Genomic DNA, 22,731 nt, shown 5'->3' with positions numbered 1-22,731 from the left:
CTAGTGTGGACTACGCCGCGGCGCGGGGTCGCATCGATGTCGGCCACGCGGCATGTGAGCTTGGCCCCTTCCGGGGCAGGTGAGAAGGAGTGGTGGGTGCCGGAAAACGACCAGCCGATGTGGCCTTCGTCGGACGAAGACCGCTCGTCGTCGGGCGCGCGGAAGACCACTCCGATGTCCCTGCCCGATCCGCCGGAGAGCGCTTCGGAAGAGCGGGGCGTGCCCAACGTCACAGGCAGTGAGGCGCCGAAGGGATCGTGGTTCGCGCCGAACGTCGAGCCCGAGCCGATCCCGGGGCTGAACGCGCCCGCCGAGGAGCCGCCGCCGCCCCCGCCGCCCCCGGTCAAGCAGGACCTGGCCGACCGGCTCGGCTCGCGCGAGCCGAAGCAGAAGCCGGCCGAGCCCGCGCCCGTACCTGAGCCCGACCCGGCGCCGGAGCCGGCGCAGGTCGCGGAGAGCACGCAGTACATCGAGGTGAAGAAGTCCGAGCCGGTCGCCGAAAGCACCCAGTACATCGCGGCGAAACCGGACACCCAGAGCACGCAGCAGATGGAGCCGCAGAAGGCGCCGTGGGTGCCCGTCGAGCGCAACGTCTGGCCCGGTGAGCAGCAGGATCGTCACGACGAGCCCGAGGCAGGCAAGTCCGAAGCGCAGCCGTGGCGGGAGGAGCTGCAGCTGTGGCGCGAGGAGCAGCAGCGCCGCGAAGAGCAGCTGAAGCGCTCGGAGCCCCAGCGCCGTGAGGAGCCCCCGCAGCAGCGCGCCGACGGGCCCTGGGCGCAGCGCCTCGACGTGCCGGACGACCGCGTCGCCGAACCGGACGTCCGCCGTCCGGGGCTGCCGCCGGAGCCGCCGCGCGGGGTCGTCCCGCCGGCGTCCGCCGGGTCGCTGGCCCGGCCGATGCGGATCGAGCCGGACGGGCAGCGGTTCGACGCCGAGGCGACCGTCGGGATCGAGCGGCCCACCCAGTTCCCCGGGGCCTTCCAGCAGCAGCCGCAACCGCGCGTCGAGCCGCCCGCGGCGCCGCCGCCCCCGGCCGAGCCTGCTGCCTCGTCCGCGGAGGAGCCGCCGAAGAAGAAGCGGCGCAAGGGCAAGATCATCGCGCTCGTCGCCGTCGTCCTTCTGCTGCTGGCCGGCGGTGGGGTCGCCGCCGCGATGCCGAAGGTGTCGAACCGTCTCAGCCTGCCGTGGGCGCCGAACGCGCCGAAGGGTGACAGCCCGGATCCCGCCGCCGCCACGCGCCAGCTGCAGGGGCCGGCCACGTCCGGGCAGGCGCCGACCGCGAACGGCGTCAAGTCCGTGCTGACCGGGCCGGCCGGCAACAGCGCGCTCGGCCAGCTCAACGGCAGCGTCGTCGACCCGGTGAGCGGCACCACGCTGTGGGACCACAGCGCGGCGTCGGCGGTGACCCCCGCGTCGACGACGAAGGTGCTGACCACCGCGGCCGCGCTGCTCGCACTGGACCCGACCACGCGGCTGTCGACGAAGATCGTCCAGGGCGCCGACCCGGGCACCGTGATCCTGGTCGGCGGCGGCGACGTCACGCTCACCTCGCTGCCGCTGGGCACCGAGTCGCCGTTGTACCCGGGCGCCGCGCACGTCGACGACCTCGTCGCGCAGGTGAAGAAGGCCAACCCGAACGTCAAGAAGGTGCAGGTCGACCTGAGCCTCTTCAAGGGCGCGACGACCGCGCCGGGCTGGGCCGCGGGTGACGCGCCCTCGACGTTCGCCACGCAGATCGGGTCCGTGATGGCCGACGCCGGCCGGCTGGACCCGAAGAACAACACCTCCATGCGCGTGGCCAACGCGGGCAGCGCGCTGGCGTCGACGATCGCATCGAAGCTCAGCGCGTCGGGCGGCGGCCAGGCGGCCGCGCCGAAGGACGCGAAGGTGCTCGCCGAGGTCAAGTCGGCGCCGCTGACCGAGCTGGTCTCCGACACGATGGAGCTGTCCGACGACGTCCTCGCCGAGGCCCTCGCCCGCCAGGTGGCGCTGGCGACCGGCCAGGAGGCGACCTTCGCCGGCGGCGCCGCGGCGACGATCAAGGTGCTCAAGGACCACGGCTTCGACACGACCGGCGTCAAGCTCTCCGACGGCAGCGGCATCTCGACGGAGAACAAGATCCCGGCGAAGCTGCTGACCCAGCTCATGGCGGCCGCGGCGGCGCCGGAGGGCAAGAACCCGAACACCGCGAAGCTGCGCGCGATGCTGGCCGGCCTCCCGGTGGCCGGCGGGTCCGGCACCCTCGCGGACAAGCGGTTCGAGACGCCGGCGTCGCAGGCCGGCCGCGGCTGGGTGCGGGCGAAGACGGGCACGCTGACGGGGGTGAACACGCTGGCCGGGCTGGTCCTCGACCAGGACGGCCGGGTGCTGGTGTTCGCGTTCATGTCCAACGGCTCGGACCAGCAGCCGGGCCGGGATGCCATCGACGCGTTGGCCACGAGCCTGCGCAAGTGCGGCTGCTCGTAGCCGGCGGTCGGCGGAGGCCACCGGCGGTGCTCGTGGCCGCGGACGCCGAACCGTACGAAGATCGTGGCCGGAAACCCACGTCGGCCAGGTAGCGTCGGAAGGGTGAGTCAGGAAACCGAGACCCGGCCCATGGTCGACTGGGCGCTCGCCGCGCAGACCGGTGCGTTGCTCGTGCGCGGTGGCCCGCAGGTTCCGAGAGAAGAGGCCGAGGCGGCCGTCGCCGACCTGCGTGAGCTGACCATGGCGGCCGAAGGGCACGTCCGGGAGCTGACGAACCTGGGTCTCGACCTGCCGCTGCTGCCCGGTGAAGTCGTCGACCGCCCCGGCTGGGTGCGGTCGGCCGCGGCCGGGCTGGACGCGCTCACCGGGCGTGCGCTGCCTCAGCAAGGCGGCCCCTTCGGGCCGATCCTGGCCGGGGGCGCCGGCGTGCAGACCGGGCTGGTGCTCGCCTTCCTGGCCAGCCGCGTGCTCGGCCAGTACGACCCCTTCGGCGGCCCCGACCGGGAAGGACGGCTGCTGCTGGTCGCGCCCAACGTCGTCGCCGCCGAGCGGGCGATGGACGTGCCCGCCCACGACTTCCGGCTCTGGGTCTGCCTGCACGAATGCACCCACCGCCTGCAGTTCACCGCCGTCACCTGGCTGCGCGACTACTTCGCCGACGAGGTCGAGCGGCTCGTCTCCGGGCTCGCCGGCGGCGGCAGCGACAGCCTGGCCGACCTGGTCGGCCGGCTGCCCGAGGCGATCAAGCAGGGCCCGAAGCTGAACCTCGCCGAGCTGCTCCAGTCGCCGAAGGAGCGTGCGGTCTTCGACCGGCTGCTGGCGCTCTCGACGCTGCTGGAGGGCCACGCCGACTTCGTCATGGACGCCGTCGGCCCGCGGGTCGTGCCGAGCGTCGACACGATCCGCGCGCGGTTCAGCGCCCGGCGCAAGGGCGGCGGCGTCTTCGACCGGCTGCTGCGCGCGCTGCTCGGCGTCGACGCGAAGATCCGTCAGTACGAAGAAGGCGCGAAGTTCACGAAGCACGTCGTGGACGCGGTCGGCATGGAAGGGTTCAACGCCGTCTGGCGCTCGCCGAACACCCTGCCTTCGCGCGCCGAGATCGCCGACCCGGCCGCGTGGGTCCGGCGCCTGCACGGATGACCGGCAAGGCGGTCGCGGCCGTCCGGCGGGCCGTCCGCGAATTCCTCGAGACGGTCGAAGCGCCGGCCGAGCTGTGCGTCGCCGTCTCCGGCGGCGCCGACTCCCTCGCGCTCGCCGAGGCCACGGCGTACGTCGGGCACCACCGCGGCCACCGCGTCCGCGCGATGGTCGTCGACCACGGCCTGCAGGAGGGCTCGGCGAAGATCGCGCGTGACGCCGCCGAGGCCGCGAAGTCCCTCGGCGCCGACGAAGCCGAGGTGCGCCGCACCGAAGTCACCGGCCCCGGTGGCCCGGAAGCCGCCGCGCGCAAGGCCCGCTACCGGGCGCTGGCCGGCCACGACCTCGTCCTGCTCGGGCACACCCTCGACGACCAGGCCGAGACGGTCCTGCTCGGCCTGGGCCGCGGCTCCGGCGCCCGCAGCGTCGCCGGGATGCGGCCGCACGACCCGCCGTGGGGCCGTCCACTGCTGGCGGTGCCGCGCGCGACGACCCGGGCCGCCTGCGCCGAACTCGGCGTCGAACCCTGGGACGACCCGCACAACGCCGAGCCGCGCTTCACCCGGGTCCGGCTGCGCACCGAGGTCCTGCCGTTGCTGGAAGACGTCCTGAACGGCGGCGTCGCCGGCGCTTTGGCCCGCACGGCCGCGCAGCTGCGTGAGGACAGCGAGGCGTTGGACACATCGGCGGACCGGATCTTCACCCGTGCGGGCGGTCCCGAAGGACTGGATGTCGCAGTGCTGGCGGCCGAGCCCGCGGCCCTGCGCCGGCGGGTTCTCCGCAGGTGGCTGCTGGCCTCGGGCGTGCGCGAACTCACCGACGCGCACCTCCGGGCGGTCGATGCGCTGGTCGCCCGGTGGCGTGGTCAGGGCGGCGTCTGGTTACCGGGCAACTTGGAAGCGCGCCGGGCGCATGGCAGGCTCTGCGTCATCTCCCAACCCACCACCCGAGGGGACTGACCCGTGTACGAGGGCGAAATCGCCTCCGTGCTCGTCACCGAGCAGCAGATCCAGGACAAGATCGCGGAGCTGTCGGCGCAGATCGCCGCCGACTATCCGGCCAACGGGCAGGGTGAACTCCTGCTGGTGGGTGTCCTGAAGGGCGCGGTCATGTTCATGACCGACTTCGCCCGTGCGCTGCCGCTGCCGACGCAGCTGGAATTCATGGCCGTCTCCTCCTACGGCTCCGCGACGTCGTCGTCCGGCGTCGTGCGGATCCTCAAGGACCTCGACCGCGACATCGCGGGCCGGGACGTGCTCATCGTCGAGGACATCGTCGACTCCGGCCTGACGCTGTCGTGGCTGCTGAAGAACCTCGCCAGCCGCAACCCGGCGTCGCTCGAGGTCGTTTCGCTGCTGCGCAAGCCGGAGGCGGTCAAGGTGGACGTCCCGGTGAAGTACATCGGCTTCGACATCCCCAACGAGTTCGTCGTGGGCTACGGCCTGGACTACGCCGAGCGGTACCGGGACCTGCCCTACATCGGGACGCTGGACCCGAAGGTCTACACGGCGTAGTTCACCGCGAGCTTTACGGGGGCTCCGGGTGGCGGAGCCCCCGGCCCGGGGCGAAGCCCCGGTTTGTCACCGACCGTTCACCGCAACTACCGGATTCGCGGAACCCCGGTGGCGAAGTTTGCGTCATAGGCTCTGATCACGTGCGTTAACCTATGCGAAGACCATTCGTGCCCGCGGTGACCGGGTCGGGGGAACGGGAGAGAGCTCAGATGGGGAACAGCAGCGCTGCCGACGCGAACGCCTTCAAGGCAGCGGCCGCGGCGGGCCAGGTCGGGATCGACCCCGACGCCGCGCAGACCGTGCTGAACAAGATCCGTACCGGCAAGGACGCGGTGGAAGCCCTGCTCAGCGGAGCGGGCACCCTCGCCCAGCCGCCGAAGCTCGGCGACAATCCGGTCGGCAACGCCATGGCCGCCAAGTTCGTCCAGCGCGCCGACGGCGGGAACGACTCGTACGCCTCCGCGCTGCAGAACCTGCTCGACCAGTACACCGCCGCCGAGGAGGGCATCGTCACGGCGATGTCCCGGTACCACGAGATCGACCAGGCCGCGGCCGACCCGTTCCGCAACGCCTGAGCCCGAGGGGGATTTCGCAATCATGGCTCCGAACCACAGCGACCAGCCGGCGACGACCACTTCGGGTGCTGCCGACCCGGGCTCGCTCGTCCCGCTCGGCGACAACGCGTCGTCGCAGAACATCGTCGACAACGCCCGCGGCACCGCCGGCGGTTTCGACATGGGCAGCGACCGCGCGATCGCCAACCCGCCGAACTGGAACGCGCAGGAAAGCCAGCAGCTCTACGCCGGTGCGGTCAACAACAACGACCCCGGCACGGCCGAGGCGACCGGGCAGGCCTGGTCGCACCACGGCACCGAGCTGAAGCAGGCGTCCGACCACCTCTACAACGCGATCTCCGAGCTGGGCAACGCGTGGGTCGGCCGGGGTGCCGCGGGCGCGCAGGGCGCGCTGGTGGCCATCGCCAACTCGGGCTCGCAGGCGTCCGAGGCCGCGCACACGATGTCCGACCGGCTCGCCCGGCAGGCCTCGGCGGCCGCCGAGGTCAAGAAGATGCCGGCCCCCAAGGACTACGACCCCAAGCAGTCCATGGCGGCCGCGCTGGCCGGCGGCCCGGCGGCGCTGATCGCCGACCAGAAGGCGCAGGCCGACGCGGCCAACGACGTCAAGGCGCAGCAGGTCGCGTTCTTCAACGCCTACACCAAGTCGATGAGCGAGGTCGACAGCTCGACCCCGAGCTTCGGCCCCGAGTCGCTCGGCATGAAGCCGACCGGTTCGCACAACTCGGTGTCGTTCGGCGGCATCAGCTCGGTCGGCAGCACCGGCCCGGTCCAGGGCCTGTCCGGCGCGGGCGGCGCGGTGTTCGCGTCCAGCGGCTCGGGCTTCGGCGGCCCCGGCGGCGCGTTCGACGCGCAGCACGCGGGAGTCGGCCCGAACGGCGTCCACGGCGCCGGTGCGGCGGGCTTCGGCCACGACGCGGCGGCCCTCGGCGGCGACGGCTCGGTCCCGGGTGCGGGCACCGGCGCGAACCCGGGCACGGGGACGGGTACGAGCACGGGCGCGGGCCACGTCGGCTCGGGTGCCGGGCAGCCGGGTGGCAGCAACCCGCTGAGCAAGATCGGCATGGGCCTCGGCCTCGGCGGTGCCGCCGGCGGCCTCGGCGCGCTGGCTTCCCGCGCGCTGGGCAAGGGCAACCGCTCCGGCGCGAAGGCCGAGAACGAGACGTCGCTCGCTTCGGCCGACGGCCAGGGGCAGAGCGCCGCGTCGGCTCAGGCGCCGCAGCAGGGCCTCGTCTCGTCGGCGGGCACCATCGGCGGGCAGCAGGCCCCGCCGCCGATGAACCCGGGCGGCATGGGCGGCATGGCCCCGCACGGCGCTCAGGGCGAGCAGGACGAGGAGCACACGCACGCGTCGTTCCTCATCGAGGCGGACCCGGACGCTGCCTTCGGCGCGAACCAGGCGACCCCGCCGCCGGTCATCGGCGCGTGGTCCGAGGACGACGAAGACCGCTGATCCTTTTCGGGCCGGGCACGCCGACCGCGTGCCCGGCCCGGTTTCTCCTGGGGGTGGCTCGATGCCGAACGCTGAGCTGCTCACCCCGATCGAGGTGGACTTCCTGTGGGAGTCCGCCGGGCTGGGCGAGCTGCCGTACCCGCTGCGCATCCGTTCGCACGGCGAGACCGTGGACGAGCGGTCCCTCCTGCGCCGGCGCACGTTGGAAGGGCTGACCGCGCGCGGCCTGGCCGACGGACGCGGCCGGCCGGAACCGCACGTCGAGGACTACTTCGGCGTGCTGGCGCAGTCCGAGCTGAGCCTGGACGCGGTCCAGCTGATCGCCCCGGACGCCGAACCGCTGCTGGCGATCGCCGGCGTGCTGGGCGGTCAGGGCCTGCTGGCGGTGCAGGACACGCGGGGGCTGCACCTGCAGCCGTGCCCGGTGGACGGGCTGGCGAGCGCGATCGTCTCGCTGCTGCCCGGTGCCCCGCGCGGTTCGGAGAAGTCCGTCACGGTCCCGCTGGAGCAGCTGGTCGGGGCCCACGGCGTGGATTTTCTCTCCCGCCGCGGCAACGGCAATGGTGACGAGCGCTCGTCGGCCGACGAGGACCGCAAGGCGCTGGCGAAGCTGCACGCCCAGCCGAGGCTGCGCGGCGGCCAGATCGCGGCGAACGCGCGATCCCGCATGGGCGGTCGTACGCGGACGCCGGTGCTGAGCTGGTTCGACACCGAGACGGGCCGCTACTTCACGCAGGCGAGCCGCGGCCGCGACGGCCGCGACTGGATCACCATCGCCCCGGCCGACGCGGCGACGCTGCGCCACCGGCTCGGCGAGATGCTCGCGGGAGCGACGACGACCAGCTCGGTCTGACGCCTCTCCGTTCCCGCGCCGGGCGGCCTCTGCCAAGATCGGGCTCCGGTTTCTCCGTGCGTGCCCGGCCGACGACCCTTTTTTGTCGGTGGTGCGGGCTACGCTGAGCAAGAGTCCGATCCGGGAGAGTAGTGATGCAAGAGTTCTTCTCGCCGCTCGCGTTCGACTTCCTCTGGGAGTCGGCGCAGGTCGGGGAGCTGCCGTACCCGCTGCTGGTCAAGTCGCACGGCGCGACCGAAGACGAGCGCGTCTCGCTGCGCCACCGCGTCGACGCCGAGCTGAAGGCCCGCGGCATCCGTGAAGCACGCGGCAGGCTCGCGCCGCCGATCGAGGACGCGCTGCACCTGCTCGCCTTCGCGCCGCTGACCATCGACGCCCTGCACATCCCGCAGTTCGAGGCGCCCACCGTCGGCGTCCTCGCGGCGGCCGACGACACCCAGGGTGTCCTCGCGGTCCAGGACGCCGACGGCATCTGGCTGCGGGACGTCCCGCCGGACGGCCTGGTCTCCGCCGTCGTCGGGGTGCTCCCGGCCGGGCCGCGCGGGAGCGAGGCGTCGGTCACACTTCCGCTGGACGACGCCCTGCGGACGCCGCCGATCCGGGTGCCCGTGTCCTTGCCGTCGAACCCGGCCGAGGAGCGGGGGAAGGCGCGCCGGACACCGCTGAGCGAACGCGTCACGGCCGATCCGCGGGAGGCCTACGGCCGCATCTCCGGGCAGCCGCGGCAGCGCGGCGGTCAGCTGGCAGCGAACAGCCGTTCGCAGGTCGGGGCCAAGCAACGGTCCCGGGTGCTGGCCTGGTTCGACACCGCGACCGGGCGCTACCTCAGCCTCTCCCGCGCAGGTACGGACGGCCGCGAGTGGGTCACGGTCGCCCCGGCCGACCCGGCCACGCTGCGGACCCGGCTGGGCGAGATGGTGAACAGTGTGTCGGACGGCACGCGATAGCGTGACCGGTGTGGACGCCGGGCGGGAACCCGGGCGCGCTATCGCCCGTTGACCTGCGAGAGGCTCACAGGGGATGAACGCGGCAGCGGACGGTACCCTGATGGGACGGGTGTCCAAGGCACCACGGGTTTGTCAAGATCGTGATGGCGGGTATCACAGGAGCCGCCCAACCAGGGAGGGTCGAGGCCACCAGGGCCGAGTCGTATGAACCGGAAGAGCGTGCTCAGGAACCCACTGCTGTGGATCGTCGCGGGGTTGCTGGCGTTGTTCGCGTACAACACGATCTTCGACAGTGATCGTGGGTACACCCAGGCACCCATCTCGGTGGCGAACTCCCAGATCTCCTCGAACAACGTCAAGGAAGCCAGCCTCGAGGACAAGGAACAGCAGCTCAAACTGCTGCTGAACAAGCCTGTCGACGTGGACGGCCAGCAGGTCACCCAGATCATTTCGCAGTACCCCTCGGACGCCACCCGCCCGATCTACGACTCGTTGATCGCGGCGAAGAACGGCGGCCAGCCGATCAAGTTCACCACCAAGGTGACCCAGCAGGGCGTGCTGACGCAGATCCTCATCTTCGCCATCCCGCTGGCCCTCGTGCTGGGCCTGCTGATGTGGATGATGAACAACGCCCAGGGTGGCGGCAACCGCGTCCTCAACTTCGGCAAGTCCAAGGCCAAGCAGCTGAACAAGGACATGCCCAAGACGACCTTCGGGGACGTCGCGGGCGCCGACGAGGCCGTCGAAGAGCTGTACGAGATCAAGGACTTCCTGCAGAACCCGGCGCGATATCAGGCGCTGGGCGCGAAGATCCCGAAGGGCGTGCTGCTCTACGGGCCGCCCGGTACCGGCAAGACGCTGCTCGCGCGAGCCGTCGCCGGCGAGGCGGGCGTGCCGTTCTACACGATCTCCGGCTCGGACTTCGTCGAGATGTTCGTCGGTGTCGGCGCCTCGCGCGTCCGTGACCTGTTCGAACAGGCCAAGCAGAACGCGCCCTGCATCATCTTCGTCGACGAGATCGACGCGGTCGGCCGCCAGCGCGGCGCCGGCCTCGGCGGCGGGCACGACGAGCGCGAGCAGACGTTGAACCAGCTGCTCGTCGAGATGGACGGCTTCGACGCCCGCGGCGGCATCATCCTGATCGCGGCGACCAACCGGCCCGACATCCTCGACCCCGCGCTGCTGCGCCCGGGCCGCTTCGACCGGCAGATCCCGGTCTCCGCGCCCGACCTGCGCGGCCGCAAGGCGATCCTCGAGGTGCACTCCAAGGGCAAGCCGATCGCCCAGGGCACCGACCTGACCAGCCTGGCCAAGCGGACCGTCGGCATGTCCGGCGCCGACCTGGCGAACGTGCTGAACGAGGCCGCCCTGCTCACCGCCCGCAAGAACGGGCACGTGATCGGCGACGTCGAGCTCGAGGAATCCGTCGACCGCGTCGTCGGCGGCCCCGCTCGCAAGAGCCGGATCATCTCCGAGAAGGAGAAGAAGATCACGGCCTACCACGAGGGCGGGCACGCGCTCGCCGCGTGGGCGATGCCGGACATCGAGCCGGTCTACAAGCTGACGATCCTGCCGCGCGGCCGTACGGGCGGGCACGCGCTGCTCGTCCCGGAGGACGACAAGGACCTGATGACCCGCTCCGAGATGATCGGGCGGCTGGTCTTCGCGATGGGTGGCCGCACGGCGGAGGAGCTCGTCTTCCACGAGCCCACCACCGGCGCGTCGTCCGACATCGAGCAGGCGACGAAGATCGCCCGCGCGATGGTCACCGAGTACGGCATGAGCGCCCGGCTCGGCGCGGTCAAGTACGGCCAGGAGCAGGGCGACCCGTTCCTCGGCCGCTCGGCCGGCCGCCAGGCGGACTACTCGCTCGAGGTGGCGCACGAGATCGACGAGGAGGTGCGCAAGCTCATCGAGACGGCGCACACCGAGGCGTGGCACGTGCTCAACACCTACCGCGACGTGCTCGACGAGCTGGTCATCGAGCTCCTGGAGAAGGAGACGCTGACCCGCAAGGACCTGGAGCGGATCTTCGCGACGGTCGAGAAGCGCCCGCACATCACCGTGTTCAACGAGTTCGGTGAGCGGACGCCGTCGGACAAGCCGCCGATCAAGACCCCGGGCGAGCTGGCGATGGAACGCGGCGAGCCGTGGCCCCCGCCGGAGAAGGAGAAGCCGGTCCTGAAGCCGGAGCCGACCCCGGTCGGCACCGCCCAGGGCGCGGGCGACCTGCCGGGCGGTCCGCCGTACCCGGCGCCGGTCGATCCCAACGCCAACCCGTACGCCCCGCCGCCACCGGGCTCCTACCCGAACGGTGGCCGTCCCTACAGCGGCCCGAACGGCGGCGCCAACGGCACGGCGCACTGGCCCCAGGCCGGCGGCCCGCAGGCGGGCGGCTACCAGGGTGGTCCGGCGGGCCAGAGCGGTCCCCCGAACTACGGTGCCCCTCCGGGCTGGACGCCCGCGACCTCGCCGGGCGGTCAGCCGGGCCAGTCGTGGCGGCCCGGTGGTGACGAACGCCCTCGCGAGCACGGCTGGTTCGCCGATCAAGCGGGCAACCAGCAGAGCGAGGGGGAGCGCCGTGACCCTGATGGACCCGAAAAGTCCCAGTGACGCCGACCGCCCGGTCTTCGACCACGACCGGGCGGAGAAGGCGATCCGCGAGCTCCTCTTGGCATGCGGCGAAGACCCGGAGCGGGACGGTCTGAAAGACACTCCCGCCCGGGTCGCCCGGGCCTACCAGGAAATGTTCGCCGGGCTGTACATCGAGCCGGACTCGGTTCTGGACAAGACGTTCGACGAGTCGCACGAGGAACTCGTGCTGGTCACGGACATCCCGATGTACAGCCAGTGTGAACACCACCTCGTGCCCTTCCACGGCGTCGCGCACGTCGGGTACATCCCGAACGCCGCCGGGAAGGTCACCGGGCTCTCCAAGCTCGCCCGGCTCGTCGACCTCTACGCCAAGCGCCCGCAGGTTCAGGAGCGCCTGACATCCCAGGTCGCCGACGCCCTCGTGCGGAAGCTCGAACCGCGCGGTGTCATCGTCGTGATCGAGGCCGAGCACCTCTGCATGGCCATGCGCGGCATCCGGAAGCCGGGGGCGCGCACGACCACCTCCGCCGTGCGGGGGCAGCTGAAGAACTCCCCCTCCTCCCGGGCGGAGGCGCTCGACCTGATCAAGGCGCGCCGGTGAGCGTGGGGCTTCCCGCTCCCGGCCGGTGCGTCGTGATGGGCGTGCTGAACGTGACGCCGGATTCCTTTTCGGACGGTGGCCGGTACCTCGGGCTCGACCAGGCGCTGGAGCACGCCCGCGCGATGTGGGCGCGCGGTGCCGATCTGATCGACGTCGGCGGTGAGTCGACCCGGCCGGGGGCGGCGCGGGTCGACGCCGAGACCGAGCTGGCACGCATCATCCCGGTGATCCGCGCCCTCGCCGGCGAAGGCATCCACCTGTCGGTCGACACCACGCGCGCTTCCGTCGCCGCCGCGGCGCTCGGCGCCGGGGCGAAGGTGGTCAACGACGTCTCGGGCGGGCTGGCCGATCCGGACATGGCGCGCGTCGCCGCGGAGTCCGGGGCGCCGTGGGTGCTCATGCACTGGCGCGGGCACAGCCGGGACATGCAGGCGCTCGCCGAATACGACGACGTCGTGGCCGACGTCCGCGCCGAGCTGCTGTCCAGAGTGGACGAAGCGCTCGCGGCGGGGGTCGCCGAGAGCGCGATCGTGCTGGATCCCGGGCTGGGCTTCGCGAAGAACGCGGAGCACGACTGGGCGTTGCTGCGCGGCCTGGATTCGCTGCTGTCCCTGGGTTTCCCGGTGCTCGTCGGTGCTTCGCGCAAACGTTTTCTCGGCCGCTTGCTGTCCGAAAAGGACGGTACGCCGCGACCGCCGGACGGCCGTGAGGACGCCACCGCCGCCATTTCCGCGCTCGCCGCGGCCGCGGGGGCGTGGGGTGTGCGGGTGCACGAGGTCGGGGCTTCGCTGGACGCGGTCGCGGTGGCGGCCGCGTGGTGGAAGGGTTCGCCGGATGTCTGACCGGATCACGCTGACCGGCCTGCGGGTGTTCGGCCGCCACGGCGTGTTCGAGCACGAGAAGCGGGACGGGCAGGAGTTCGTCGTCGACATCACGGTGTGGCTGGACCTCGGGCCCGCCGCCGCGTCGGACGACCTGACCAAGACCCTGCACTACGGCGAGCTGGCCCAGCTGGCGGCCGGGATCGTCGCGGGCGAGCCGTACGACCTCATCGAGAGCGTCGCGGGCAAGATCGCCGACGAGGTCATGCGCGACGAGCGGCTGCGCGCGGTCGAGGTGACGGTGCACAAGCCGTCCGCGCCGATCCCGCTGTCCTTCGACGACGTGGCCGTCACGGTCCGGCGCGACCGATGAGCCGGGCCGTCCTTTCGCTGGGCTCGAACCTCGGCGACCGGCTCGGCTTCCTGCAACTGGCGCTGGACGCCGTGCGGCCCGCGCTGGTCGTGGTGTCGAGCGTGTACGAGACCAAGGCGTGGGGCGTCGAGGACCAGCCGGACTTCCTGAACGCGGTCTGCGTCGTCGACGACCCGGCGCGCGACCACTGGGCGTGGCTGCGCGCGGGCCAGGCGGCCGAGCGGGCCGCGGGCCGGGTGCGCGAGCTGCGCTGGGGACCGCGGACGCTGGACGTCGACGTGGTCACCGTCGACGGCGTGACGTCCGGCGACCCGGAGCTGCTGCTGCCCCATCCGGGGACGCCGGACCGCGCGAGCGTGCTGGTGCCGTGGGTGGAGATCGAGCCGGCCGCGGTGCTGCCGGGGCACGGCCCGATCGCGGCGCTGCTGGCCGCGCGCCCCGACGACGACCTGGCGTCGGTCCGCCGCACGGACTTCGAGCTGCGCTGAACATGACCTATCGATGAACCGGGGGTGTCCGTTACCCATCACCCCCGGCCGGTCGCCGAGCTGTTGTTCTTGTGCGGTCAGCCGCGCAGCGCCTCGATCATGAACCGCACCGCGGGCTGGGCCGTCGGGACCGGCGGCCAGCCGTTGATGATCGCCAGCAGCTGCCAATAGCGTTCGGCCCGCGGGTCGCCGCTCGTCGCGAACCGGTCCGCCATCTCCGCGCGGAACTCCGCCGACGCCGGGTCCTGATCCGGCCCGGCCGTCGCCGTCGCGATCTCGGCCGCAAGCGTTTGCCCCGCCTCCGACGTCGGTGCTTTCCCGGCTGTCAGGGCCGCTTCCGCACGAGAGACCCAGCCCGGCCAGTTCTGCTGCCAGGCGTCCGCCGGCTGCTCGAACTCGCCGTCGCGGATCTGCTGGGCCTGGGTTTCGCTCATGCTGCGGATCAGGGCCCGGAAGTCCGGGTCCTGGACCAGCTCGGCGAACTCGATCCAGGCCTCGAGCTGCTCGGGCGACGGATCGTCGGGCAGCTCCGGCTTCCCCGCGCGCACGCGCCGGTAGAACTCCTCGTCGATCTCCAGCCCGGAGACCATCTCGTCCCAGAACTCGTCGACCAGCCGCTTGCGCTCTTCGTCGGACATCGACGCGAGACGGTTCATCAGGTTCACTTCCTCCAGCTCGGAATCACGCTTGGCCACCGCGCGCAGCACCGCCCGGCGCAGCCGCAGCCGCCGGATCTGCTCGTCCAGCGCCTCGACGTGCCGGGTCGCCAGCTCGCCGACGGTCGCCGACCGCGTCAAGGCCGCGGAGACGTCGACCAGCCCGAGGCCCAGCTCCCGCAGCGTGCGGACCAGCTCGAGCCGGGCCATCGCCGCGGCGTCGTAGAGCCGGTAGCCGGCGTCCGTCCGGTCGGTCGGGGGCAGCAGGCCCTCGTCCGAGTAGAAGCGGATGGTCTTGACGGGCAGGCCGGTCCGCCGGGCCAGCTCGCCGATGGTGAAGGTCGCGGTGGTGCCCACAAGACGCATGGTGAACTCTCCAGTCGGGGGAGAGTCAAGGGTAGTGCGCAGCTTCGGGTGGCCGAGCTGGGTACGGTTGAACCATGCACTTCACCCGGCCCCGCGACCTGGTGGTGGCCTTCGTGCTCGGCCTGGTCCTCGGCTACCTGCTCTTCCTGGTGGCGTACGGCTCGCTGCCCCAGCTGCCGACGTTCGCCGGCGTCACCTTCGCCGTGCTGGCCGTGGTCGAGGGCGGGCTTGCGCTGTCCATCCGCTCCCGGATCAAGAACGGCCGCGTCGTCGCCGCGATCGGGATCGCCCGATCGGTGGCCCTCGCGAAGGCTTCGTCGCTCGCCGGGGCGTTCATGGGTGGCGCCTGGCTGGCCGCGCTCGCCTACCTCATCCCGCGACGTGACGAACTCGTCGCGGCGGTGCTCGACACCCGCGCCGGCGTGGTCGGCGTGGTGTCCTCCGCGGCCCTGGTAGCAGCGGGTTTGTGGCTCGAGCACTGCTGCCGGACCCCGCGCGACCAGGACCGTGAGCGCACGCGCGGAATGACCGGTTAGCGCTGGATTCCCACCGCTCGCGGGACCGAGTAGGTCTCGTTCGGATTACGAGCAGGTACGGTGTCAGGCATGACCGGCGTGGGTGACGACTCGCGCGGCCGCCTACTGGGCAGGCCGTGGCTCGTCGTCGGATTCGTCCTCGCCATCGGAGCCACCCTCGCACTGGTGCTCAGCGATGATCTCCGCTATCTCCGGCTCGGGATCGTCGCCGCCCTCTGGGCTGCCCTGATCGGCGCTTTTCTCGCCGTGAAGTACCGCAAGCACGCGGCACAGAGCGAGGACGCGGTTTCCGAGGCGCAGGCTGTGTACGAGCTGGAGCTGGAACGCGAGATCGCGGCCCGGCGTGAATTCGAGCTGGAGGTGGAGGCGGAGAACCGCAGCGAGTCCGACTCCCGCGGCCGCGAGGAACTGGAGGCGCTGCGCCTCGAGGTGTCCGCGCTGCGCGACAGCCTCCAGTCGCTGTTCGGCGGCGAGGTGCTGCTCGAACGCGTCGCGCTGACCGCGCAGGCGACCCGGATGCGCAAGCTGTCCGACGACAACCGGATGATCCCCGACCCGGCGCCGAAGAAGAAGCCGGCGCAGCTGATGTCCGGGAAGAAGCCGGCCGAGCAGGGTGAGCGGCCGACCGAGCTGATCGACCGCGTGCTCGACGAGCGCCGCCGGAAGGCGTCGAACGGGAAGCCCGCGAACGGCAAGGGCCTCGGCAAGGGCAAGGGCTTCGGCGGCAAGCCGGCCCCGAAGACCCCGGCGAACGTCAACGTGCAGAGCACCCAGCAGATGGCCCGGCCGAAGCCGTTGAGCGACCGCCGTCCGCCGGTGCCGTCCGTCGACCCGGCGCTGAACGCCGCGCAGCGCGAGCTGAAGGCCGCCGAGCTGCGCGCCGAAGCGGCCCGCCGCCAGGCCGAGTCGCAGCCCATGCGGCTGCCGAACCCGGACGAGGTCGCGAAGCAGCCCGAGCGCCGTCCCGAGGCCGCCGCCGAGCCGACGCGCCAGGTGCCGCGGCCCGAGCCCAAGACCGAGATCCGCCGCGCCCCGGAGCCGAAGACGGAGATCCGCCGTCCCGAGCCGCCGCCCGCGCGCCGCGCGGAGCTGTCGCGGCCGGCGATGCGGCCCGCCGAGGTGTCGCGTTCGGACCTGCCGCGGGTCGACCCGGCCCGCCCGGCCGTGCGGCCGGGCGAGGTGTCGCGGTCGGACATCCCGCGCGTCGAGCGGTCGATGCCGGAGATCCCCCGGGTGGAGATGTCGCGCCCCGACATCCCGCGCGTCGAGATGTCGCGCCCGGACATTCCGCGCGTGGAACGGTCGATGACCAACATTCCGCGGGTGGAGCGGTCGATGACCGACATCCCGCGGGTCGAGCGGTCGATCCCCGCCATTCCGCGGGTGGAGATGTCGCGTCCGGACATTCCGCGCGTCGAGATGTCGCGGTCGGACCTCCCCCGCGTCGGCGGCCAGCCGAACGGTGCGCGCCCCGAGCCGCGCAAGGCGCCCGAGCCGCCGCGGCCCGCGCCGCCCCGCCCGGCGCCGCCGGTGAAGCCGTCGGAGATGTCCCGGTCGGACCTCCGGCCGGTGACCGACCTGAGCGCGGCCTTCCAGAACCGCGACGACTTCGCCGAGCGGCAGCGGCCGAACCGGCCGAAGCCGCCCGAGCCGAAGGTCCCGCCGATGCCGAGGGACGCCTCCGCGTCGCGTCGCGACCTTCCCCCGGTCGTCCCGCCGACGACGCCGGTGCCGAACACCGGCCCGGCGCAGCGGCAGCCGTCGCGCACGAACCTGCCCCCGGTGGTGCCGCCGACCACGCCGGTCCCGGCCGCCGACGGCCGCCGTCCGTCGCGGCTGGAGCAGTTCTCGCGGGCGGACATGTCGCCGATCCTCGACGAGCCGGCCTCCCGGCACGGGGGCTCGCACCGCGCGCCCGCCGACGCCGCGAAGGCCGACGCGCCGATGGTGAACCCGACGCTCCCGGAGTCGGTCCGCGACTACCAGGGCCGCTCGGGTGGCCGTCGCCGCAAGCCGGACGAGTCGCAGCAGATGCCGGCGGTGCCCGCCCCCGAGCCCACGGGCGGCGGCCGTCGCCGTCGTCCGGACGGCGAGCCCCCGGCGTGGGAAGGCATGGTCGCCGAGCGGGCGTCGATGTCGCGCCGCAACATGACCCCGGTCGACCCGGCGGACGTGGGGCAGCACAACGGCAACGGCCACAACGGCAGCGCCCACAACGGCAACGCCCACAACGGCAACGGCCACAACGGCAACGGCGCGAGCAACGGGCACGCCCGCAACGGCCACCGGTCGCCCGAGGCACCGCCGCCACCGGGCAGCGGTTCGCACACGGCGGGCCGGTCGGTCAGCGAGCTGCTGGCGGCGAACGGCGGCACGGGCTCGACGCCCCGCCGCCGCCGTCGCGCGGAAGACTGAGCCCGGCCGGGCCGCGGGACGCGCCGTGTGTGCCAGGTGGCGTTTCTCTTCCTGTCCGGTCTGCGTAGGGTGACCGGCTGTGAGCGGAACCCTCTCGCCCGCGACGGGACTTGATCGCGGACGGCGGCCTCGCCGGATCACCGTGCTGCTGCCGGTGCTCGGGCTGCTGGTCGTCGCCTTGTGCGGCCTGGTCCTGTTCGCCGTGGCCACGGCGCGGGTCGGACCCCTCGCCGTCACCATCGGCGTCCTCGCCGCCCTCGTACCGGTCGCGGGTGTGGTCGCCGGGTTCCTCTGGGTCGACCGCTGGGAGCCCGAACCGGCCAAGTTCCTGCTGCTCGCCTTCGCCTGGGGCGCCTGCATCGCGACGATCACCGCGCTGCTCATCAACACGACCGCCGAAGCCGTCGGGGACGAGCTGCTCGGCAAGGGCAGCGGCAACACCGTCGCCGCCCTGGTCTCCGCGCCCATCGTCGAGGAGGCCGCGAAGGCGCTCTTCGTCGTCCTCATCCTCTGGCGCCGGTCCAGCGAGTTCGACGGCGTCGTGGACGGGGTCGTCTACGCCGGCTTCAGCGCCGCAGGCTTCGCGTTCACCGAGAACATCTACTACTTCGGCCGGGCCTTCAACGACTACGGCTTCGGCGACGGGCACAGCCAGGGCGTCATCACGGCGTTCTTCCTCCGCGGTGTCCTCGCGCCGTTCACGCACCCGCTGTTCGCCGTGCTGACCGGCATCGGCATCGGTATCGCCGCGCGGACCACCACGAAGTACCTGAAGGTCCTCGCGCCGCTCGCCGGCTACCTGGCCGCCGTCTGCCTGCACGCGCTGTGGAACAGCGCCGCGCTGCTCGGCGGGTCGAAGTTCCTCACCGTCTACTTCCTGATCATGCTGCCGCTGTTCCTCGGCGTGGTCTACCTGGTCGTCCTCCAGAGACGGCGTGAGCAGCGGATCATCGCGACCGCCCTGCCGCACATGGCCGCGGCGCGCTGGATCGCGCCGTCGGAGGTCGACCTGCTGGCCAGCCTGCCCGGCCGCCGGGCCTGGCGGCGGCAGGCGAAGCGCCAGTCCGGCAAACAGGCCGCCAAAGCCGTCGCCGTCTACCAGGCGAGCGTGACCGAGCTCGCCTTCCTGGACCGGCGGGAGCTCACCACCGACGTCGACCGGCAACGCCAGCAGGAGCTGCTGCACACGTTGAAGGCCGCTCGGGCGGAGGCGACGCGCCTCGCCCAGGAAGCTCCGCAAGGGTGACCCGGTCCGGGTGAAGCTGGTCACCCGGGTTCAACGCCACGCGCTCAATCGAGTTAGTCTCGCGCCGTTCGTCCGGTACCCGGAACGGGACTGGAACGAGAGCAGAGGGAGTCTGCCCACCATGAGCGTCCACAGGCGCACGCCATGAATAGGCCCGCTCGTCTCGCGGTCGGTGTCGTTTCCGCCGGTCGCGTGGGCAGTGTGCTCGGCGCCGCGCTGGCCCGGGCGGGGCACACCGTGGTCGCCGCGTCGGGGCTGTCCGCCGCGTCGCTGGCCCGTGCCGAACGCCTCCTCCCCGACGTGCCGCTGCTGCCGCCCGACGAAACCGTCCGCGCGGCGGACCTGGTGATCCTCGCCCTCCCCGACGACGCGCTGGCCGGTATGGTCCGCGGGCTCGTCGCGACCGGGTCGCTGCGGCCCGGGCAGATCGTCGTGCACACCTCCGGCGCGCAGGGCATCGACGTGCTGGCGCCCGCCGCCGAGGCCGGCGCGCTGCCGCTGGCGCTGCACCCGGTGATGACGTTCACCGGCCGCGAGGAGGACCTCGAGCGGCTGGCGGCGTGCAGCATCGGCGTCACGGCGGCGGCCGGCGACGACGCCGCGTGGAGCGTCGGCGAGGCTCTCGCGGTCGAGATGGGGGCCGAGCCGGTGCGCATCCCCGACTCCGTGCGAGCGCTGTACCACGCAGCGTTGACCCACGGCGCGAACCACCTGATGACGCTGGTCGCCGACTGCGCGGAAATGTTGCGGGACGCGGGAATCGGGCATTCCGAACGCCTGGTGGCGCCCCTGCTTTCGGCGGCGTTGGATAATGTTCTCCGACACGGCGACCGCGCGCTCACGGGCCCGGTCGCGCGTGGCGACACCGGTACCGTCCGCAAGCACCTCGCGGTGCTGGCGGACCGGGCGCCGGACGTGGCGCCGGCCTACCGCGCACTGGCCAAGCGCACGGTGGCGCGTTCCTCGGCTGCCGGGCTGCTGGACACCGCGGCCGCCAAGGACCTCACCGAACTCCTCGACGATCCCGCCGAAGGGCACCAAGACCAGTGACCACACCGAAATTCAGCCGCGGCACGCTGAACACGTTCGCGTCGCCCGAGCAGATGAGCCAGGTCAGCAAGGCCCTGCACGGCGTCGGCCGCAAGCTGGCGCTCGTGCCGACCATGGGCGCGCTGCACGCAGGGCACCGCGAGCTGATCCGCCGCGCGAAGCGGCTGCCGAACAACGTCGTGGCGACCTCGATCTTCGTCAACCCGCTGCAGTTCGGCGAGGGCGAGGACTTCGAGGCGTACCCGCGGCCGCTCGACGCCGATCTGGCCGTGCTGACCGAGGACGGCGTCGAAATCGCGTTCACGCCCAGCGCCGACGCCCTTTACGGCGAAGGCGCCGTCGTGACCGTGCACCCGGGCCCGCTCGGCGACGAGCTGGAGGGCCTTGTCCGGCCCGGCCACTTCGCCGGCGTGCTCACCGTCGTGGCGAAGCTGTTCAACCTGCTTCGCCCGGACTACGCGCTCTTCGGTGAGAAGGACTACCAGCAGCTGGTCCTGATCAAGCGGATGGTGCGCGACCTGAACATCGACACGCACGTCATGGGCGTGCCGACGGTGCGGGAGCGCGACGGGCTGGCGCTGTCGTCGCGCAACGTCTACCTGACGCCCGAACAGCGTGAAGACGCCGTCGTCCTGTCGGCCGCCCTCACCGCGGGGGCGTTCGTCGGGCGCGACGGTGCCGACGCGGTCCTCGAGACCGCGTGGAAGACCCTGGCCGCGCGGCCCGCGGTCGAGGTGGATTACCTGGAGTTGAGGGGAACCGACCTCGGGCCCGCGCCCGTCGACGGTGAGGCACGACTGTTGATCGCGGCCCGGGTGGGGAGTACCCGGCTGATCGACAACGTTCCGGTGCTGCTCGGTGCTTCGGTAGATCACCCAGCGCAGCCGGAGCGGGACGCAGGGGAATAGGAGTCCACGATGTACCGCACCATGCTCAAGTCGAAGATCCACCGCGTCACCGTGACCCAGGCCGACCTGCACTACGTCGGCTCGGTGACGGTCGACGAGGACCTGATGGAGGCCGCGGACCTGCTGCCGGGGGAACAGGTGTCCATTGTGGACGTCACCAACGGCGCGCGGCTGGAGACCTACGTCATCAAGGGTGAGCGCGGCACCGGCGTGCTCGGCATCAACGGCGCCGCGGCGCACCTGGTGCACCCGGGCGACCTGGTGATCCTCATTTCGTACGGCCAGATGGACGACGCCGAAGCCGCGACGTACGAGCCACGCGTGGTGTTCGTCGACGCGGACAACCGGATCGTCCACCGGCACGCCGACCCGGGCTACGCGCCCGAGGGCTCGGGGCTGCTGTCCGGCACGGTGACGCTGCCGCCGGAAGAGGAGACGGCGGTGTTCCCGGTCGCGGAGACGGCGGACGCCCGCCGCCTCGACGCGCTGCTGCACGCGGAAAGCTGACCCGCTTGCTGCTCACCGTCGACGTCGGCAACACGAACATCGTGCTGGGGCTGTACTCCGGCACCGAACTCGTCGGGGACTGGCGCATGCGCACGGACGCGCGCATGACGGCCGACGAGCTGGCGTTGACGGTGCGCGGCCTGCTGGGCCCGCACGCGGACGCGGTGACGGGCATCAGCGCGCTGTCGACGGTGCCGGCGGTGCTGCGCGAGCTGCGGGTGATGCTTTCGCGCTACTACGACCGCGTCCCGAAGATCGTGGTGGAGCCGGGCGTCCGCACGGGCGTGGCCCTGCTGGTGGACAACCCGAAGGAGGTGGGCGCGGACCGGCTGATGAACACGCTGGCCGCGCACCACCTCCACGATTCGGCGTGCGTGGTGGTCGACTTCGGGACGTCGACCAACGTGGACGCCATTTCCGCCCGGGGCGAGTTCCTGGGCGGGGCGTTCGCGCCGGGCATCGAGATTTCGGTGGACGCGCTGGCGTTGCGCGCGGCGGCGTTGCGGAAGGTCGAGCTGGTGCCGCCGCGGTCGGTGATCGGGAAGAACACGGTGGAGTGCCTGCAGTCGGGGATCCTGTACGGCTTCGCCGGCCAGGTCGACGGGCTGGTCCGGCGGATCGTCCGGGAGCTGTCGCCGAACGGCACGGAACCGGTGGCGGTCCTGGCGACCGGCGGCTTGGCGCCCCTGGTGATCAGCGAGTCGGAGACGATCACCGAGCACGTGCCGGATTTGACGCTGCTGGGCTTGCGGCTGGTGTTCGAGCGGAACACCCGGTCCTGACGGCTAGTCGCGAGCCAGCCGGCGTCGCTCCAGCAGGTAGCCCAGCGCGGTGATGCCCAACGCCGGGAAAGCCACCACGGCCTGGGGGAACTTGGCCGTCCCCGGCGGGTCCACCGCCTTCGAACCCGGGTAGGCCAGCGCCGAGATCTGCGTCAGCCAGTACAGGGACGCCAGGACCGCCCCCGCGTCGAGGCTCTCCCGGGTCGGGCGGCGCCACAGCTGCCAGAGGCTGGTGATCCCGAGCGCGAGCCCGAGGCTCATCGTCTGGCCGTTGTGGAACTTCGCGTGCGGTGGCCAAGCGGGGTTCTTGACGTGCGTTTCGTTCCAGTCGGCGCGGTACGGGCCCACGGCCGTCACCACCGACACCAGCGAGATCAGGGTCCGCCCCAGTGATTTCCTGCTCATCACACCAGTGTCGAACCTCGAGCTTGATCGAGGTCAA

General features: G+C 72.3%; 22 protein-coding genes. 20 read left to right on the top strand and 2 right to left on the bottom strand.

Going from position 1 to position 22,731, the window contains the following annotated elements; translation table 11 throughout:
* Window positions 1-96: 96 nt before the first annotated feature.
* From dacB to folK, 13 genes are all read left to right on the top strand, one after another.
* Entirely contained in the window at window positions 97-2,466 is a 2,370-nt protein-coding gene (gene dacB / locus ABZ342_RS22460) for a D-alanyl-D-alanine carboxypeptidase/D-alanyl-D-alanine-endopeptidase (protein ID WP_360476116.1), read from the top strand.
* A 129-nt stretch (window positions 2,467-2,595) separates the two neighbouring features.
* Complete coding sequence (locus tag ABZ342_RS22455; protein WP_360476304.1) at window positions 2,596-3,606, top strand: zinc-dependent metalloprotease; 1,011 nt, start codon at window positions 2,596-2,598, stop codon at window positions 3,604-3,606.
* A complete protein-coding gene (gene tilS, locus ABZ342_RS22450) occupies window positions 3,603-4,562 on the top strand; it encodes a tRNA lysidine(34) synthetase TilS (RefSeq protein WP_360476113.1) in 960 nt (319 codons plus the stop codon). Before ABZ342_RS22455 ends, tilS begins: the two co-directional genes overlap by 4 nt.
* A gap of 3 nt (window positions 4,563-4,565) precedes the next feature.
* Entirely contained in the window at window positions 4,566-5,117 is a 552-nt protein-coding gene (gene hpt / locus ABZ342_RS22445; RefSeq protein ID WP_155547788.1) for a hypoxanthine phosphoribosyltransferase, read from the top strand.
* Window positions 5,118-5,326: 209 nt separating this feature from the next.
* Window positions 5,327-5,692: a hypothetical protein gene (locus tag ABZ342_RS22440; protein WP_155547787.1), complete on the top strand. Its 366-nt coding sequence runs from the start codon at window positions 5,327-5,329 to the stop codon at window positions 5,690-5,692.
* Window positions 5,693-5,714: 22 nt separating this feature from the next.
* Window positions 5,715-7,145 (top strand): hypothetical protein, encoded by a 1,431-nt coding sequence (locus tag ABZ342_RS22435; protein ID WP_360476109.1) that lies wholly within the window; start codon window positions 5,715-5,717, stop codon window positions 7,143-7,145.
* 61 nt (window positions 7,146-7,206) lie between these two features.
* Window positions 7,207-7,998 (top strand): ESX secretion-associated protein EspG, encoded by a 792-nt coding sequence (locus tag ABZ342_RS22430; protein WP_360476106.1) that lies wholly within the window; start codon window positions 7,207-7,209, stop codon window positions 7,996-7,998.
* 131 nt (window positions 7,999-8,129) lie between these two features.
* Window positions 8,130-8,945: an ESX secretion-associated protein EspG gene (locus ABZ342_RS22425; protein WP_360476103.1), complete on the top strand. Its 816-nt coding sequence runs from the start codon at window positions 8,130-8,132 to the stop codon at window positions 8,943-8,945.
* A gap of 204 nt (window positions 8,946-9,149) precedes the next feature.
* On the top strand, window positions 9,150-11,558 hold the full coding sequence (ftsH, locus tag ABZ342_RS22420) for an ATP-dependent zinc metalloprotease FtsH (RefSeq protein ID WP_155547783.1): 2,409 nt from the start codon (window positions 9,150-9,152) through the stop codon (window positions 11,556-11,558).
* Window positions 11,536-12,141: a GTP cyclohydrolase I FolE gene (gene folE / locus ABZ342_RS22415; RefSeq protein ID WP_360476100.1), complete on the top strand. Its 606-nt coding sequence runs from the start codon at window positions 11,536-11,538 to the stop codon at window positions 12,139-12,141. Before ftsH ends, folE begins: the two co-directional genes overlap by 23 nt.
* Before the next feature lie 35 nt (window positions 12,142-12,176).
* Window positions 12,177-12,983 (top strand): dihydropteroate synthase, encoded by an 807-nt coding sequence (folP, locus tag ABZ342_RS22410; RefSeq protein ID WP_360476301.1) that lies wholly within the window; start codon window positions 12,177-12,179, stop codon window positions 12,981-12,983.
* Entirely contained in the window at window positions 12,976-13,335 is a 360-nt protein-coding gene (folB, locus tag ABZ342_RS22405) for a dihydroneopterin aldolase (protein WP_360476097.1), read from the top strand. Before folP ends, folB begins: the two co-directional genes overlap by 8 nt.
* The gene (gene folK, locus ABZ342_RS22400) at window positions 13,332-13,823 is read left to right on the top strand and encodes a 2-amino-4-hydroxy-6-hydroxymethyldihydropteridine diphosphokinase (protein WP_360476095.1); all 492 of its coding nucleotides are present in this window, start codon (window positions 13,332-13,334) and stop codon (window positions 13,821-13,823) included. The genes folB and folK overlap by 4 nt, the downstream gene beginning before the upstream one ends.
* Before the next feature lie 77 nt (window positions 13,824-13,900).
* Here folK and ABZ342_RS22395 read toward each other — a convergent pair whose 3' ends face one another.
* The gene (locus ABZ342_RS22395; protein ID WP_360476093.1) at window positions 13,901-14,836 is read right to left on the bottom strand and encodes a MerR family transcriptional regulator; all 936 of its coding nucleotides are present in this window, start codon (window positions 14,834-14,836) and stop codon (window positions 13,901-13,903) included.
* 83 nt (window positions 14,837-14,919) lie between these two features.
* Here ABZ342_RS22395 and ABZ342_RS22390 point away from each other — a divergent pair, with 83 nt between their 5' ends.
* From ABZ342_RS22390 to ABZ342_RS22360, 7 genes are all read left to right on the top strand, one after another.
* The gene (locus tag ABZ342_RS22390) at window positions 14,920-15,381 is read left to right on the top strand and encodes a DUF3180 domain-containing protein (RefSeq protein WP_360476090.1); all 462 of its coding nucleotides are present in this window, start codon (window positions 14,920-14,922) and stop codon (window positions 15,379-15,381) included.
* 69 nt (window positions 15,382-15,450) lie between these two features.
* Window positions 15,451-17,796: a DUF6779 domain-containing protein gene (locus tag ABZ342_RS22385; RefSeq protein ID WP_360476087.1), complete on the top strand. Its 2,346-nt coding sequence runs from the start codon at window positions 15,451-15,453 to the stop codon at window positions 17,794-17,796.
* A 142-nt stretch (window positions 17,797-17,938) separates the two neighbouring features.
* Window positions 17,939-19,042: a PrsW family intramembrane metalloprotease gene (locus tag ABZ342_RS22380; RefSeq protein ID WP_155549319.1), complete on the top strand. Its 1,104-nt coding sequence runs from the start codon at window positions 17,939-17,941 to the stop codon at window positions 19,040-19,042.
* Window positions 19,043-19,186: 144 nt separating this feature from the next.
* A complete protein-coding gene (locus ABZ342_RS22375) occupies window positions 19,187-20,092 on the top strand; it encodes a DUF2520 domain-containing protein (protein WP_360476084.1) in 906 nt (301 codons plus the stop codon).
* On the top strand, window positions 20,089-21,000 hold the full coding sequence (gene panC / locus ABZ342_RS22370) for a pantoate--beta-alanine ligase (RefSeq protein ID WP_360476081.1): 912 nt from the start codon (window positions 20,089-20,091) through the stop codon (window positions 20,998-21,000). The genes ABZ342_RS22375 and panC overlap by 4 nt, the downstream gene beginning before the upstream one ends.
* Window positions 21,001-21,009: 9 nt before the next feature.
* On the top strand, window positions 21,010-21,507 hold the full coding sequence (gene panD / locus ABZ342_RS22365; protein WP_155547774.1) for an aspartate 1-decarboxylase: 498 nt from the start codon (window positions 21,010-21,012) through the stop codon (window positions 21,505-21,507).
* A gap of 5 nt (window positions 21,508-21,512) precedes the next feature.
* Window positions 21,513-22,289: a type III pantothenate kinase gene (locus ABZ342_RS22360; RefSeq protein WP_360476078.1), complete on the top strand. Its 777-nt coding sequence runs from the start codon at window positions 21,513-21,515 to the stop codon at window positions 22,287-22,289.
* A gap of 3 nt (window positions 22,290-22,292) precedes the next feature.
* Here ABZ342_RS22360 and ABZ342_RS22355 read toward each other — a convergent pair whose 3' ends face one another.
* Window positions 22,293-22,694, bottom strand: a complete 402-nt coding sequence (locus ABZ342_RS22355; RefSeq protein ID WP_360476075.1) for a DUF6640 family protein — start codon at window positions 22,692-22,694, stop codon at window positions 22,293-22,295.
* Window positions 22,695-22,731: the final 37 nt, after the last annotated feature.

The organism is Amycolatopsis sp. NPDC005961, from assembly GCF_040629235.1.
In the GTDB taxonomy this organism is placed as follows: Bacteria; Actinomycetota; Actinomycetes; order Mycobacteriales; family Pseudonocardiaceae; genus Amycolatopsis; species Amycolatopsis camponoti.
The sequence above is the reverse complement of the archived record's forward strand: the minus strand, read 5'-3'. Positions and strand labels throughout refer to the sequence as shown.